Source organism: Flavobacterium sp. WG21 (genome assembly GCF_000335775.1).
GTDB lineage: Bacteria > Bacteroidota > Bacteroidia > Flavobacteriales > Flavobacteriaceae > Flavobacterium > Flavobacterium tructae.
In genome coordinates this window covers 53,410-69,686 of record NZ_AMYW01000007.1, presented here as the reverse complement: position 1 = coordinate 69,686, position 16,277 = coordinate 53,410, and the positions used below count along the sequence as shown (strand labels likewise).

Sequence of the window (16,277 nt, the reverse complement as noted above, 5' to 3'; positions counted from 1 at the left end):
CAATTGTTTTTGTGACATTTGTAACAAAATGGTTTTAATTTACTATTTTTAGAAAAAAATAAAACACTTTGTTGCTTATTGTGTAATTAAATTACTATTAAGATGTTTTAAATCTTAATATTTAGCTAAAATTGTAATTTTATGTTTGATGATTTACGTTTTGTTTGATTATTTTTTAAAGTTTAATTTTTCAAACAAAAAAAGCGATTGTGTTGAAACAATCGCTTTTGGAAATAACTACTCAAAATATTAAAAAAAGTAATTATTTTTTTTAAAGAGCTCTAACTTGTTATTTCTCGATGTTGTTTTTTTAAAATTTAACTTTTTTAAGTTCCCATAAGGTTTTGATAAAAGTATCAACATCCTCAGTGGTATTGTAAAAAGCAAGAGACGGACGAACAGTAGTTTCGACTCCCATTCTTCGCAAAATAGGCTGCGCACAATGATGTCCGGTTCGTACTGCAACACCTTCTTTATTTAAGGCTTGTCCCACCTGATCGTTTGTGTAGCCTTGCAAATTAAATGAAAGAACGCTTGCCTTGTTTGCTGCTGTACCGATCAATCGAACGCCCGGGATTTCTTTTAGCAATTTTGTCGCATAGTCTAACAACTGATGTTCGTATTGGCCTATCGCATCTATTCCTAGTTTTGTCACATAATCTATTGCTGCCCCAAGGCCAATTGCATCGGCAATATTTCCCGTTCCGGCTTCGAAGCGATTGGGCGCTTTGTGGTATTTTATTTCCTCAAAAGTGACATCCTGAATCATGTTCCCACCAGATTGGTAAGGATGCATTTCATTTAGTAATTCTTCCTTTCCGTATAAAGCGCCAATTCCGGTTGGGCCAAAAAGTTTGTGTCCGGAGAAAACCAGCCAGTCCGGATTTAAATTCTGAACATCAACTTTCATGTGTGAAACCGATTGTGCGCCATCAATTAGAACTTTTGCTCCAACGGCATGAGCCATTTCGACAATCTTTTTGGCCGGGGTTACAGTTCCCAGTGCATTTGATACCTGAGTAAAAGCAACCAGACGTGTTTTTGAATTCAGCAATTTTGCATATTCATCCAGTAAAAGTTGACCATCATCGTCAACCGGAATTACACGAAGTTTTAATCCTTTTTTATCTGCCAAACGTTTCCACGGAACAATATTCGCGTGATGTTCTAAATTGCTGACAATGATCTCGTCACCAGCAACTAAATTATAATCGCCCCAACTTTGTGCTACAAGGTTAATACCTTCAGTAGCACCACGAACAAATACAATTTCGTTTACGGAGCTGGCATTCAGGAACGTTTTTACTTTTTCGCGGGCAGCTTCATAAGCATCCGATGCGCGGGCAGCCAATTCGTGAGCAGCACGATGGATATTCGAATTTTCATGTTCGTAGAAATAGGCAATACGATCAATAACCGACTGCGGTTTTTGCGTCGTAGCAGCATTATCAAACCAAACCAAAGGTTTTCCGTTTACGGTTTCTCTTAGGATAGGAAAATCTTTTTTGATGCGGTTAGCATCAAAATGAGAACCGGAAATACTACCAAAATCTTGTTTTTCAAAAGTATTCCCAACGATTAAATTCGAATTTCTCTGATCAAAAGCAAACGGATTTTGCTCTAAAAAGTAATACGAATTTGATATCTCATTTCCGTTTAATGGAAGGTGGGCACGTTTTGTAAATTGTGTATCCACAAAAGCCAAAGCTGCTTTTAATTCTGTTTCAAACGAAGAACCTTGGGATTGAAAAGGCAGGTATTCATTATTTAAAAACAATTTCGAAAAAAAACTTTCTTCATTTAGCTGAGCGGCTCCGTTATTCCCAAAATTTTCGTCATAAAAACCGGTTTGCGGATTGTTGACATTTACATTATTTCCGTGTGAAATTCCCAATGGAGAAGTTTCACTTTGAGGATCAAATCCGGCTCCGGCATTTGGATATAAAGCCGAAGCTCCTGAGCCATAATTAGCAACCGTTGGCGCTGCTCCAAATCCGCTAAATGCTGGTAAAGCAGTTGGTGAAGCTGGCGCATCCTGCAAGGGCAGGGCTGCCGGGTTGTGCCCGCTGAAGTTCCCCGTATTCAGGAAGGTTTCTGCAACTTTTGTGGCACGGGGATGTTCATTACGATCAGGACTTAACGAAATCTCTTTGGGAAATTCGTTAGGTAACGCACTGAACAATTCGTTAGCCAAAAGCTGCAAATCCTCAATGTTGGGTAAACCGTTGTTGTTAGTATTTATACTCATGGTACTTTCCAATTTCTACATCTTCAAGAACGGCAATGGCATCGTCTACCAATACGGCCAGTGAGCAATATAGTGATACCAGATAAGATGCAATTGCTTTTTCATTTATTCCCATAAAACGAACTGATAATCCCGGTGATTGTTCGCCTTGTAATCCTGGCTGAATTAATCCGATAACACCCTGACGGCTTTCTCCTGTACGCAATAAAATGATTTTTGATTTTCCGTCTTTGATAGGCAATTTGTCGGATGGAATAAGCGGAATTCCCCTCCACGTTAAAAATTGAGATCCAAACAAAGAGATAGTAGGAGGAGGAACACCACGACGCGTACATTCACGGCCAAAAGCTGCAATTGCCAAAGGATGTAGTAAAAAGAATCCCGGTTCTTTCCACACTTTTGTTAGTAGTTCGTCTAAATCATCCGGAGTCGGTGCACCGGTTCTGGTTTTAATAATTTGCGAAGGCGCAACATTGCTGAGCAAACCATAATCTTTATTGTTGATTAATTCGCTTTCCTGACGCTCTTTAATGGTTTCGATCGCCAATCTAAGTTGTTCAGAAATCTGATTGTATGGTTTACTGTACAAATCTGAAACTCTTGTATGTACTTCAACAATCGTTTGAACTGCCGCCAGATTATATTCTCTCGGATTATCGATATAATCGACAAAAGTATTGGGTAAAACTCTTTCGTCTCTTGCTGAACAATCTACTTCAATGTGACTTCCGTCTTTTACTTTATTCAAACGGAATACACCCGATTCTACTGGTGTCCAGTGCAAAAGATGCGTTAACCAACGTGGTGTAATTGTTCCAATTTGAGGAACGGTACGTGTTGCAATTGCTAATTGTCTTGCTGCAACATCTCCTAATGCTGTTTGTTGTTGTTTTGTTTCAGCCATGGCTTAATGGTTTAATGGTTAATTTATTTTTTGCTGTAGTATTTTAAGAACTTTCATTCGTAAAAAAAACAATTTTATCGTACTAGTAAATTTAGCTTAAAACTAAAAAACCCCGAAATAAAAACCGTTTAATTTACAGTATAATAATATCTAAATTGTTGAATCATAAGGTTTATCAAGGCAGAACCTGCTTTTAAGCGAATGATATTTTTGCTTGATAGGGTGATCTGGTTTCGTGCCCGTTACCAAAGAGAGGACCTGTTTGTGCTTGGGGATGACTTTCGATTTTAGGAATGAAATCGAGTCAAAACGAAATAATGGAAGAATTAACGACAGAAGCACATATAACAAAAAGTGTTATAGGTATATTTTTTTGGAAGGATATAATTCGATGTACTTGCAGTGGTTTTCAAAATGTAGTTTTTTAAAATTTAATCTCTACTAATTCTATAGACAAAGTTATGTTTAAAATAATAAAATCCAAAAGTTTTTTAAAATTTATTCAGATGAGTGCAAGAAAACAGGTAAAGTATAGAATAAGGGTTGTTTTAAAGTGCTGATTTATAGATGTTTGGTTTTGTTGGTTTTCGAATATAAAAAAAGACAGAAAAAGAAGTAAGAGTTGTTTTTTACTTATTTTTCTGTCTTTTTAAATGCTTTATAAAATGTAAAAAGAAGCTTCAATTACTTTTTTAAGGCAGCGCCTCCAGGCATAACTTCCTGTTTTAGTTTGAATTTACTGTATTCTACAACTCCGGTCTGATCGGCCCAATCAAAATAGGCAGCCGATAGTTTATTGACAATACCGGGATTCTGTTTGGCTACATTATTGGTTTCACCGCGATCTGTTTCGATATCATAGAGTTCCCACTCGTAAGAGGGGTAAATCGATACCAGTTTCCATTTTCCATCCCGTACCGCTCTGTTTCCTGCTCTTTCCCAAAATAACGGAGCTCCTCTGTTGACCTCGGAAGCATTGTCAAATAATACAGGAAGGAGACTTTTCCCTGCCAACGGGTTCGATTTGGCACCGTTGTATTCTTTTGGATATTCAATTCCGGCCAATTCATAAAAAGTAGGGGCAAGGTCAATAATGTGCCCGGTACCTTTATCAATGCGGCCTCCTTTTATTTTTGAAGGAAACCAGGCAATAAATGGAGAACTGAAGCCGCCTTCGTGCATATTGTTTTTGTATTGTTGTAAGGGAGTATTTGATAAATAGGCCCAGTTTTGTTCCTGATAATCGAAGGAACCTGAAGTTCCAATTGGACCATCATTTCGGACTAAACCTCTGCCTAACGGATTGTAGGTATTGAAACCGCCCTGCGCACCATTGTCTGAAATAAATATAATGAGGGTGTTTTTATCTTTTTTTAGTGCTTTTAATTTATTCAAAACCTTACCCACATTCTGATCCATATTGTCTACCATTGCGGCATAAACTTCCATTTTGGCTTTCCAGAATTGTTTTTCGTCATAGGTAAGTTTATTCCATTCCGGTACTTCCGGATCTCTTGGTGATACGGTTTGATTGGCAGATAAAATGCCATTTGCTTTTAGCTTTTCAATTCTTTTTTCTCTTAAAACATCCCAGCCTTCGTCAAATTTTCCCTTGTATTTGGCAATGTCTACCGGTTTTGCTTGTAGCGGCCAGTGCGGAGCGGTAAAAGCTAAATATAGAAAGAACGGCTTATTTTCTTTGTTTTGTTCGTCGAGAAAAGTCACCGCGTTGTTTCCGATTTCATCGGTAAAATAATAAGAATCGTCTTTAGGATGGAGTTCTTCATTGTTTCGAAGTAATTTGACAGGATAAGGTGTTTTTCCGAAAGGCAAAGGTTTGCTGTCGAAATAACTGGAAGCTCCTTTTAAGATGCCATAAAATTTATCAAAGCCTCTCTGGTTAGGCCATTGCGACTGATCTTCGGAACCCACGTGCCATTTTCCCGAAAGTAAAGTACTGTAACCTCCGGAACGAAAAACTTCTCCCAATGTCAAAGATTCTTTGTTGAGGTATCCCTGATAAGCAGGCAAACCCAGATTGATATCAAAAAAGCCCATTCCGGCTTTGTGCTGGTATTGTCCTGTTAACAATGAGGCTCTGGTTGGAGCGCAAATTGAGTTGTTGTAGAATTCGCGAAGACGTAAACCTTCACTGGCTAGCTGATCAAGATTGGGTGTTTTTATTTCGGAACCATAATTACCTAAATCAGAATAGCCCATATCGTCGACCAGAATCAGGATGATGTTTGGTTTTGAAGAAGGGGTAGTGGTTTTGTTTTGTGCGGAAACGAAAAGTACTGTCGAAAATAAGAGGTGGAGTGTGAGAAGTGTTTTTTTCATTTTAATTTATGTTGTGAGTTGCTGAAACTGGTTTTATCTTTTGTTGAATCGGTTTAAGACATATAAACATAGCTTTAAAAAAGTAGAGTAAATTATGGTTTTTTAGAACAACTCTGCGATTTATTTTTAATGAAATGTGTTTTAGATACAATAAGTTACGCTTTAAAGTGTTCGAAAAATGATTTAGATTGTTATTCTTTAAAAAGTAAAAAAGCAATGATCAGCGTGATAATGATATTGAACAATTGTGCTATTAAAAAGGCATATAAAGGTTTTCGGCTGGTATTGCCCAGTAAATCTTTAAATTTGGTTTCCAGTCCGATACTGGTAAAAGCAAGGGCAAACCAAATGCCTTGCAGGTTTTTTAGGCCGTCTTTTACTTCGTCTCTCACTTCGGCAGTCAAAAAAAAGGAAAAGAGGAGTGAGGCGGTAATAAATCCAATGACGAATTTTGGAAAACGTTCCCATATAACAGCTAAGGTTGGTTTTGATGCTACAGCTTCTTCCGATTTGTTCTGAGTGTAAGTCCAGTAAACGGAAATGGCAAAAGCAGCTAATCCTAAGAGTACATTTTGAGAGAATTTGACAATTGTACTAATTTTTAAAGCGGTTTCGCCTACCAAGGAGCCTGAAGCGACAACGGCTCCCGAAGTATCAATACTACCGCCCAGCCAGGCTCCGGTTACCTCTTCAGGAAAGTTGAAATGTTTAGCAATTATGGGCATGAAAATCATCATGGGTATTGCGGTGACCAAAACAATAGAAATCACGTAAGACAGTTTTTTTGAGTCGCCTTTGATGGCACCCGAAGTCGCAATTGCAGCGGAAACTCCGCAAATCGAAACCGCGCTGGAAATCATCAGGGTTAATTCATCGTCGACTTTTAATTTTTTGCACAGCCAGAAGGCAAAGTACCAAACCGAGAGTACAACTACTAAAGCCTGAATAAGCCCAAGTGAACCGGCTTTTAGAATGTCTGAGAAAATAACAGTGGTTCCCAGTAATACCAAGCCAATTTTGACAAATACCTCTGTTGAAAGAGACGAACGAAACCACCTTGGAAGGATGAAAAAATTACCGAGACAGAGACCTATGATTAAACTAAAAATCACCGCTTCGAGATTTAGACCTTTGATGGTGGTATTTCCGGAGATCACCAGGGCAAAAATGGTTAACACATAAACGATGGGAAAACCCAGTAGAAAGTTTTTGACTGATTTTCCAATTAAAAAAGCACCAAGTGTTCCAATCGCAGTCAGATATATAAATTGTAAGCCAATGATTTTCAGGTTTCCGAAATTAAACACGTCTACTACTAAATCTGTTCCGGTTGACCATTTGAAAGTTGGAATCTCAGGAAGAAAAACAAAAAGAGAAATTCCGATGATGATAAATCCAAGAACGACGACAGTCCAGTCTTCGTGAAGGGTAAATTGTTTGGTTTGGGTTGACATTTTTAAGGGTTGTTTTTACTGGATTAAACCCGACAGGTTTTTGAAATCTGTCGGGTTTGTATGCGATTATTTAGCGGTTTTTATTTGGAAGCCAAAGCAACATCGACATCATTTTTTAAATCTCCGAGACCTTCTTTTTTGAAAACAATTTTGCCTTTTTTGTATAAGATCAAAGTAGGGAACACTTTTACTGTTTTTAAGTCGGCGATTACCTGAGGGCTGTCTTCCAAATCAATTTCCACGATTTTTAAATTAGCTCCGTATTGTGCTCTGATGGTTTCTAAAACAGGTTTTACCTTTTTGCAGGCGCCGCAGTAAACAGAACCAATATCAACGAGAACATCATTGTTTTCTGAAATGATTTTATTGTATTCGACTAAGGTTAGTTTGCTTTTTGAATTGGAGTAAAAAGGTTTTCCGTTTCCAATCCAGTTGGCAATTCCGCCTTCTAAACTATAAGCTTCTTTGAAACCGTTTTTAAGTAATTCATCTGCGAGCCAGACACTTCTTCCTGCACCAATAGAGTAGGTAAAAACCGGTCTTGTTTTATCTAAGGCAGCAATGCGTTTGGCATAATCTTTCGATTCCAAATTAAAATTTTGTGCTCCATTGATATGATTAAGAGCAAATTCTTCAGGACCGCGTGCATCAATGATCTGTGGTTTTTTTTCGCTTTGAATTTTAGCATAAAAGACGTCTAATGAGACGGTGTTGGATGCTTTTTGCTGTGCAAAACTAATTCCGGATAAAAACAGTATCACAATGGCGATACTGTTTTGGATTGTTTTATTTTTTATCATGATTTTTAAGATTGAACCTGCTCATAGTAAGCCTGATTGGGTACTGTTTTTTCTACTTTTTGGCGTATTGGAACAGCTAACACTCCTTCAGCCAAAGCACTTCCTTCTTTTTTGGATTTGAAGATGGGCCAAAGAAACTGGGCGTACCATTCTTCTTGTTTGTAGGACTTCATTCCGTACGATTTTGGAAATTTTCTGGTGATTAAACCTGTTCCGAAGATCATATCCCAGATAAAAAACATATTACCAAAGTTCCCTTTAAAATGTCCTACACCATCACCGCTGGTATCCGCATGATGTGCGTGATGAGTTGCAGGAGTCGAAATTAAACGTTCTAAAACCCATGCAATTGGATGTAAAACTTTGTATTTGTAAAAGGGTTTGTCCCAGGCAATACTGGAGTGAGCGCCTAAAGTGATAAAACTTTTGATCACTAATACAAACAATGCAGGTAATCCTAAACCTAAAAATGTTAAAGTTGCCGTTAAGTAAATCTGCGAAAAGAAAACCGTATAAATAAAGTTTTGTCTGGAAGCCATCGCCATGCCCATGTACGGAGCGGAGTGGTGCGTTCGGTGAAAACGCCATAAAAAAGGAACCTGATGGTGTAAGCGGTGGTACCAATACTGCGTTAAATCATCGGCTACTGCGATCAGGAAAAAACCTCCCCAAAACGGAACCCATGAAAGCGAGTTGGCAAGATTGGGAATTAAATACGGTAATGCAGTAAGACTGAAAAAAGCAATTACCGGAGGCAAAAGCAATTTAGGAGCCAGAAAACAAATGATATCTACTTTGCGTTCCTGACCCGTCCATTGATCGTCGTATAAACCTGCTGTAAATTCGATAATCCCCAGAATCACCATAAAAGCGGTTAATCCCCAGGTTCTGATGTTTTCGAAAGCCGGTTTGATAAATTCTAAAAATGATGGTAAGGCAATATGTGATTGTGCGATCGCACCATTTGTTAGTTTGAAATACAGAAAGATTGCCAGGACAGGCAGTGCATAAAGGAAGAGACTAATACTTAAATCTCTGGTTAGTTTACTTTTTGAATTATAAGCTGTTGCTGCCATGATTTTTATTTTAAAAAGTTGCTAATTAAAGTTAAACCTCCCGCCAGAATGAGTAGCGGAACTAAAAAAACAATCGCACCCACGAGTATTTTTTTTCCTATAATTTCATAATCTGTTTTTTTCATGTGGATTGGAATTGAAAGAGATTCAGGTCTTTAATACATTGACAAAAGACCTGAATCTTTATTGGGTTAATTATTTTGAATTTCCGGGTCTGGTAGCCTGTTGGATGAGATCCTGTAATGTTTTTCCTTTGTCGGCTGTGGTGTTGTGTATTCTTCTGTTGTACACGTCCTGCCAGTCAATCAATGGATAAACATTGTTTTCTTTGGCTTGTTCATCAAACAGTTTTTTAAGTTCGGCTAATTTTTCAGGATATTTTTTAGCCAGATCGTTACGTTCGTTGAAATCTTCGTTCAGGTTGTACAATTCCCATACGTCTGTGTCAAAATTACTTTCGGCCGGTTTTTCGTTTTTACCCAATGATTTTTTTACCGCAAAAGAATCCGGGAGGTGAGCTGCTCCCGCTTTCCAACCGTCTTTGTAGATGGCTCTGTTTCCGAAAATATAGTAGTACTGAACGGTATGCAAAGAAGGTGCTTTGGCATCGTTTAGCGAAGCAAAAAAAGTAGACCCCTGAATGGTATCCTGTTTTATTTCTCTGATATATTCCGGAGCTTTAATTCCGGCAATGTCTAAAGTTGTCGGCAGCAGATCGGTTACGTGGCTGTATTGATTTCTGATTCCGCCTTTGTCTTTAATTCCTTTCGGATAAAAAACGATCAACGGATTGCGCGTTCCCCCTTCCGATTGTGCATCTTGTTTCCAGTTTTTAAACGGAACATTGGTGGCCTGAGCCCATCCCAACGGATAATTGGTATTGAGTCCTTTTGCCGTTCCGATTTCACCAATGTTGTTTAAGTTTTTCTGAAGATTTTCTTCATCAGATCCACCCTGAGCAAACAGACTTTGGTTGATGGTTCCTTGTGTAGTACCTTCTTTACTGGCACCATTGTCACCAATTGCCACAAAAATTAAAGTATTATCGAGTTGATTGGTTTGTTTTAAATGCTCGACGATACGTCCAATTTCATGATCAGTATAGGTAAGATATCCGGCATAGACTTCCATGAATCGCGCGTATACTTTCTTTTGATCGGGTGTTAGTTTTTTCCAGTCGGTAATCAATGGGTTACGCTCCGGCAATACAGCGTTAGCAGGAACTACACCTAATTTTTTCTGGTTGGCCAGTACTTTTTCGCGATAAGCATCCCAGCCTTCATCAAATTTTCCTTTATAAGGTTCGCTCCAGGATTCTGCCACCTGATGAGGTGCGTGAACAGCGCCCGGTGCATAGTACAAAAAGAAAGGTTTGTCCGGTGCGGCTTTGTGCTGTTTGGTGATATAGCTAATGGCTTTGTCTGTAATCTGATCAGTTAAATGTCTTCCGTCAGGAGTAACATGTGCGTTGTCTTCTACCAAATCAGGTTTGTACTGATCGGTTTGTGATCCTAAGAAACCGTAGAAGTGTTCGAAGCCTTTCCCGGTAGGCCATCTGTCAAATGGTCCGGCATCAGTCGCTTCTTCATCAGGAGTCAAACCGTATTTTCCTACAGCAAAAGTATTGTATCCTTTGTCTCTCAGGATTTCGGCAATCGTACCTTTATCAGATGGAATTCTTCCGTCCCAACCAGGGAAACCGGCCGATAAAACGGTGTGAGAGAACCCGCTTACATGTACTTTTCCCGAATTTCTTCCGGTTAAAATAGCAGAACGGGTAGGAGCACAAATGGCTGTAGTGTGAAAATTGGTGTAGCGTAAACCATTATTGGCCAGATTGTCAAAAGTGGGCGTTTGAATAAGGCCTCCAAAAGCACTAGAGGCACCAAATCCAACATCATCCAGTAAGATCCAGACAATATTCGGGGCACCCGTTGGTGCTTTTACAGGCTCAGGCCAATATTCTTTCGAATCGGCTAAAGTTTTGCCTATAACGCCTTTAAAATCAGCATTCGGATTGTTTTGCGCAAAACTAAATTGTGCTGCAAGCAACGCAGTAAATAAAAGTCCTTTTTGCGGACTTTTAATTTTACTATTGGGTTTTAAATTTTTCATAATCTATTAGTTTTTAGGGTTGTGTTAATTAATATCCGGGGTTTTGTGGTAATCCGATTGGATCGATGTTTCTTTCGCTTTGTGGAATCGGGTATAAATTATTTCGTTCGGAAACAGAATTTTTAGCCAGTACTTTTTTGACTTCGGTAACCAAAGTTCCCCAGCGAACCAAATCAAACCAGCGTTGTCCTTCCTGAACAAATTCTTTTTTGCGCTCTTCCTGTAGGGCAGCCCTGAAAGACGTTTGCGTTAATCCGGTTAAGTCAACCGTAACATCCGGTGTGTTAATTGGTTTTCCGAAAGCTCTTCTTCTTACCTGATTGATTAACTCGTAGGCCTCGGGAGTTGGTGCTCCCTGTTCGTTTATGGCTTCCGCTAAAGACAATAAAATGTCGGCATAACGAATTATCGGAAAATTGATGGCTACGTTGGATGGTGTGGCCAGATTCGTTAAATCCAGATACTTTTTGAAGATCGGTTTCGGAAAAGTATACACGTTTGCGGTACCGGGAATTGGTAATTGTTTGGCATAACTTACATCTCTTCTGGTATCGCCGGCAGCATAAATATCATAAAACAAAGCAACATCCGAAATAATATCGGCAGGTTCTGTAGCCGTGAATCCTGTAAAAGAAGTGGCTTGAAAAGTACTTCCGCTGGAGCCGTTTCCAGCTTGGTTGGGTTCAAACTGAACGGAGAAAATGTGTTCTTTCCCGTTCTTTTTGGTTTTAGTAAAAATATCCTGGAAATTTTCAAAAAGCGCATATCCATAACCGCCATTGATGACTTCTCTGGCTTTTATAATAGCATTCGGATAGTCTTTTCTGGTAAGGTAAACCTTTGTTAGAATGGCTTTTGCCGCTCCCGATGTAGCACGTCCTGTATCTGTTGCAGGATAAGTGGATGGTAAAGCTTCAGCATCTTTTAAATCTGAAATAATCTGGGTATAAACTTCCGCTACAGTGGCTCGTTTCGATTTTAAACTTTCCAATTGAATAGAAGTAGGCTCGTGCAACACAATTGGAACTCCGCCCCAAAGACGTACTGCCTGAAAATACAATAAGCCCCGGATGAATTTAGCCTCGAGAATCAATCTGTTTTTAACGGCGTCTGAACCGGCTACTTTTGGTATATTATCGATAGCAACATTGGCTCTGTTTATTCCGGCATAGATTTGACGCCACGCCACCTGAACACGATCAGAAGTTGCATCATGAGTTAGGCTGCTTAAAGCTCTCACCTGCGGATTGGTTGCAGAAACTCCCGCTGCAGCATAATCAGATGCCATGTCAGTCAGGAAATATAAATTTCGACCAAATAAACTCTGCTCTCCCGGATCAAGGCTCAATGAAGCATAAACAGCAGTCACACTAGCAAGGGCATCGTCCTGAGTTTTAAAATAATTGTCTTCGGTTACAAATGAGGTAGGTGTGACCTCTAGATCAGTGCACGATACCAATAGTCCGGCACTCAATAGGAATGTTATAAAAATCTTTTTCATTTTATATTTTTTTTACTTAAAAAGTTACGTTCAGACCTGAGATGAATGTTTTTGAATTGGGATAAGCGCCAAAATCAATTCCCGGGTATAAGTTGTTTTGTTCGTAGGAGCTTACTTCAGGATCGTATCCTGTGTATTTGGTCCATGTGATTAAGTTTTCGGCAGAGACATAAAATTTAACGCTCTTAGCACCCAGTCTTTTGGAAAGGCTTTTCGGTAAAGTATACCCCAAAGTGATTAGTTTTAATCTTAAGAAAGAAGCATCTTCAATATAACGTTCTGAAACAATCCCCAATGGAGAACTGGTGGCTCTTGGAACTTCGTTGCTCGGATTTGCTGGTGTCCAACGGTCGTCTAAAGTTACATTCGCATTGGTACCCAAAGTCGAAATTTCCAATTGCTGATTTAAAGCGTTGAATACTTTACCGCCATAAGATCCCTGAAAAGAAAAGTTAAGATCAAAGTCATGATAGGAAATTGTGTTGCTAAAGCTTGCGACAAATTTTGGTTGTGAACTTCCAAGATTTCCTTTGTCAAGAGCTGTAATTACACCATCTCCGTTAGTATCTACATATCTTCGGTCTCCAATTTTTGTATTGGCTAAACTGTTGATTTTAGGCTGAGTATTGACTTCTTCCTGCGTCTGGAAAATGCCATTGGTTTTGTATCCCCAGAAAGTTCCCAGAGGCAATCCTACTTTTACAGTTACGGGTTGCTGCTGTAATAAAGATCCGTTTGGTACTACCGGAAAAAATTGATCCACTCCGTTTCCGATAGCCACTACTTTGTTTTTATTGGCAGAGAAAACAAAGTTAGAATTCCATGAAAAGTTTTCTGTTTTTAGATTTTCCGTGATCAGACCAATCTCGATACCTTTATTTTCAACACCCCCAATGTTTTGTAATACAGAAGCATATCCTGAAATCAGCGGAACAGGTACATTGATTAGTAAATCGTTTGTTTTTTTGTAATATACATCAAATACAAAATTGATTTTGCGGTCTAATAAAGACAAATCCAATCCTACATTGTATTGATTTGTTTTCTCCCATTTCAAATCTGAATTGGCCAGTCGGGTAGGAGCTAAACCAGTTTGCAGTGTTCCTCCGAAAGCATAATTTACAGAACCCATCTGAGCCAGAGAAAGGTAATTTCCAATTTCCTGATTACCGGTAGTTCCGGCAGTTATTCTTAGTTTCGCTTCCGTTAAGCCTTTAATATGGCTTGCGAAAGATTCCTCTGTGATATTCCAGGAAAATCCAGCTGATGGGAAATAACCCCAAAGTGATTTTGAACCAAATCTTGAAGATCCGTCCGCACGGCCGGAAAGCGTAAAGTTGTATTTTCCTTTGTACGAATAATTGATTCTGGTCAGCCAGGATTTTAAGACACTTTCGAAAGCATCTGTAGAAGGTTTTACCGGAACACCGTCTTGTAAAGCATTGTAAGTATTGGCATCGTTTACAAAGAATTGAGCTCCTGCATTCACCACTTCGCCTTGTGTGTACTGAAGCGTATACCCGCCCAAGGCTGAAAATTTATGATTATCGCCAAAATTAGTGTTATAGTTTAAAGTGTTTTCATTCAGTACAGAGCTCACCAATCGGTCTCCAACAGAACCAAAGCCTTTTGTTCCTGCACCGGTAGTGGTGGTTGCCGGAGCGTAGTAATTTTGCTTGGTATTCATGACATCACCACTGACAGCAACTTTTGCAGTAAGCTTTTTGGTGATTTTATATTCACCGAATAAACTAGTCAGAATCCTGTTGATTTTAGTTTCGTTGGTCGTACTCACAAGATCATTTATCGGATTGGCAATTATTCCGTTTACAGCCGTTGCATAGGGATTATTGGTCAGGTTATAGCTTCCGTCAGGATTTTTGATCGGAACTACGGGTGGCTGATACAAAGCAACCACTAACGGATTAGGTTGCCTTCCGGCAGAAGAACCGCCATTTGTACCAATACCATTTGCAACCGAATTGCTGTAGTTGGCATTCACACCAAATTTAAAATTGGGAGAATAGTTTCTTTCGTAGTTGACACGTAACGAAATACGCTTAAAATCAGAGGCAATTACAATTCCATCCTGTTGAAAATACCCCGCAGAAATTGCATATCTTGAACGATCATCACCTCCCGAAAACGACAATTGATGATTTTGAATCGGCGCGGCAGTTCTAAAAGCTGCCGATTGCCAGTCGTATCCTCCTGAAGTTTTTAAAGCTTCGATCTGAGCAGCAGAAAAAGAAGGCGCCTGACCAATACTGGCCTGAACATCATTACGTAAGCTGGCCCATTGGCTGGCATTCATTAAGTTCAGCTTTTTCGAGACATTCTGAAATCCAATATAGCCCTGATAAGAAATGTTATCCTGACCTTTTGTTCCCTTTTTAGTAGTGATAATCACCACGCCGTTTGCCCCGCGTGATCCGTAAATAGCAGTTGCAGAAGCATCTTTTAGTACTTCAATAGATTCGATATCACCGGGATTAATCGTCGACAGGACATTGACAGTAGCTCCTGCATTGGCAACTCCGGCCGTACTGTTGTTATTGTCATTATAGATTAAAATTCCATCCACCACATAAAGCGGTTCGTTACCGGCCGTAATTGAGTTTCCACCCCTAATTCGAACACTGGAGGAAGCACCGGGACGACCCGAACTTTGCGTGACTACCACTCCCGGTATTGCTCCCCGAAGTAAGTTATCTGCCGATGAGGTCACCTGACTTAAATTGGCTTTTGGAACTGAAGCGACCGAACCTGTAATGTCTTTTCTTTTTTGAGATCCGTAGCCAACAACTACCAGTTCATCCAGTTCCTGACGTTCTTCTTTTAAATGAATAGTGATCGGATTCTTTTCGACTATAATCTCTGATTTTTTGTATCCGATGTAGGTTACAATTAAGGTGTAAGGGAATTTCTGTCCCGTTTGAAAATAAAATTTTCCTTCGGCATCCGTCTGAACGCCGTGTGTAGTTCCTTTAATCACTACCGAAGCACCAATAATAGGCTGGTTGGTGATATCATCTACGACCGTTCCGTCGAGTTTCGATTGAATAAGAGGTGTTGTATTTTGGGCATTAATTCCCGCCGATAGGAGCAGGAGAAATAGGAATGAGTATATTTTTAATTTTTTTTCATTTCTTTGTACTGGTTTAAGTAATTAACAAGAAGCCCTGAAAGTTGAATTTTCAACTCTCTGATCGTATTCTTGGTTTAGTGATAAATATTCTTTAAGCCTTGCCATTTCTGTTGCCGCAGAAATGGCTTTTTTTATTTACAGCAACAGCTATGCATGTTTTTCATTTTGTTTTTTTTAATGGTTAGTCATTTTTTTTTAAGATATAGGTATAGTTTCAGTGCTCTTTTTGATACAAACGAATGTGTCAAATAGACTTTGAAATTTCAATATGGAATCTTGTGTGTATTTAAAAATTCGTTTTTAAAACGATTCGATGTAAAAGAGAAATCGAAGGCAAACGAAAAAAAGGACAGAGTTTTAGCAACAGAAGCACATATAACAAAAAGTGTTATAAGTATATTTTTTAGGAAGAATGTAATACGATCTGCTTTCGGTTGTTTTCAAAATATGATTTTTTTGGTTTCAAATATTATTTTAAACTCTACTAATCCTATAGACAAAGTTAATTTTAATATAATAAAAACCAAAAATTTGTTTATTTTTTTTGAAAAAGATAGATGCATTTGGTGTTTTTTATTCAGGAATTAAGTTTAACTTATTGATTTTTAATAAGTTGTTGTTTTTTGTAAGAGGTTGTAAAAAAGTATGTGCTTGTATTTTTACCATTAAAAAATGTAGTACTTTATACTTA

9 protein-coding genes are annotated in these 16,277 nt (G+C 38.7%); all 9 read right to left on the bottom strand.

Translation table 11 applies throughout. The features are described 5' to 3' along the window. Window positions 1-310: 310 nt before the first annotated feature. The 9 genes from C245_RS0107690 to C245_RS0107640 all read right to left on the bottom strand — a co-directional run bounded on the left by C245_RS0107690 (window position 311) and on the right by C245_RS0107640 (window position 15,529). Complete coding sequence (locus C245_RS0107690) at window positions 311-2,248, bottom strand: family 2A encapsulin nanocompartment cargo protein cysteine desulfurase (protein WP_017496007.1); 1,938 nt, start codon at window positions 2,246-2,248, stop codon at window positions 311-313. Beyond that, window positions 2,232-3,152: a family 2A encapsulin nanocompartment shell protein gene (locus C245_RS0107685; protein ID WP_017496006.1), complete on the bottom strand. Its 921-nt coding sequence runs from the start codon at window positions 3,150-3,152 to the stop codon at window positions 2,232-2,234. Before C245_RS0107685 ends, C245_RS0107690 begins: the two co-directional genes overlap by 17 nt. Window positions 3,153-3,836: 684 nt before the next feature. Then, window positions 3,837-5,492: an arylsulfatase gene (locus C245_RS0107675; protein ID WP_017496004.1), complete on the bottom strand. Its 1,656-nt coding sequence runs from the start codon at window positions 5,490-5,492 to the stop codon at window positions 3,837-3,839. Window positions 5,493-5,683: 191 nt separating this feature from the next. Next, the gene (locus C245_RS0107670) at window positions 5,684-6,946 is read right to left on the bottom strand and encodes a YeiH family protein (protein WP_017496003.1); all 1,263 of its coding nucleotides are present in this window, start codon (window positions 6,944-6,946) and stop codon (window positions 5,684-5,686) included. 80 nt (window positions 6,947-7,026) lie between these two features. Further along, the gene (locus tag C245_RS0107665) at window positions 7,027-7,746 is read right to left on the bottom strand and encodes a thioredoxin domain-containing protein (protein ID WP_017496002.1); all 720 of its coding nucleotides are present in this window, start codon (window positions 7,744-7,746) and stop codon (window positions 7,027-7,029) included. 5 nt (window positions 7,747-7,751) lie between these two features. After that, a complete protein-coding gene (locus C245_RS0107660; protein ID WP_017496001.1) occupies window positions 7,752-8,822 on the bottom strand; it encodes a sterol desaturase family protein in 1,071 nt (356 codons plus the stop codon). Window positions 8,823-9,017: 195 nt separating this feature from the next. Then, entirely contained in the window at window positions 9,018-10,937 is a 1,920-nt protein-coding gene (locus tag C245_RS0107650) for an arylsulfatase (RefSeq protein WP_017495999.1), read from the bottom strand. A 28-nt stretch (window positions 10,938-10,965) separates the two neighbouring features. Further along, on the bottom strand, window positions 10,966-12,438 hold the full coding sequence (locus C245_RS0107645) for a RagB/SusD family nutrient uptake outer membrane protein (protein ID WP_017495998.1): 1,473 nt from the start codon (window positions 12,436-12,438) through the stop codon (window positions 10,966-10,968). Window positions 12,439-12,454: 16 nt separating this feature from the next. Next, the gene (locus tag C245_RS0107640) at window positions 12,455-15,529 is read right to left on the bottom strand and encodes a TonB-dependent receptor (RefSeq protein WP_255348298.1); all 3,075 of its coding nucleotides are present in this window, start codon (window positions 15,527-15,529) and stop codon (window positions 12,455-12,457) included. Window positions 15,530-16,277: the final 748 nt, after the last annotated feature.

Coding starts and splice junctions, on each gene's coding strand:
- C245_RS0107690 (WP_017496007.1), bottom strand. CDS start 2,248: ATGAGTATAAATACTAACAACAACGGTTTACCCAACATTGAGGATTTG.
- C245_RS0107685 (WP_017496006.1), bottom strand. CDS start 3,152: ATGGCTGAAACAAAACAACAACAAACAGCATTAGGAGATGTTGCAGCA.
- C245_RS0107675 (WP_017496004.1), bottom strand. CDS start 5,492: ATGAAAAAAACACTTCTCACACTCCACCTCTTATTTTCGACAGTACTT.
- C245_RS0107670 (WP_017496003.1), bottom strand. CDS start 6,946: ATGTCAACCCAAACCAAACAATTTACCCTTCACGAAGACTGGACTGTC.
- C245_RS0107665 (WP_017496002.1), bottom strand. CDS start 7,746: ATGATAAAAAATAAAACAATCCAAAACAGTATCGCCATTGTGATACTG.
- C245_RS0107660 (WP_017496001.1), bottom strand. CDS start 8,822: ATGGCAGCAACAGCTTATAATTCAAAAAGTAAACTAACCAGAGATTTA.
- C245_RS0107650 (WP_017495999.1), bottom strand. CDS start 10,937: ATGAAAAATTTAAAACCCAATAGTAAAATTAAAAGTCCGCAAAAAGGA.
- C245_RS0107645 (WP_017495998.1), bottom strand. CDS start 12,438: ATGAAAAAGATTTTTATAACATTCCTATTGAGTGCCGGACTATTGGTA.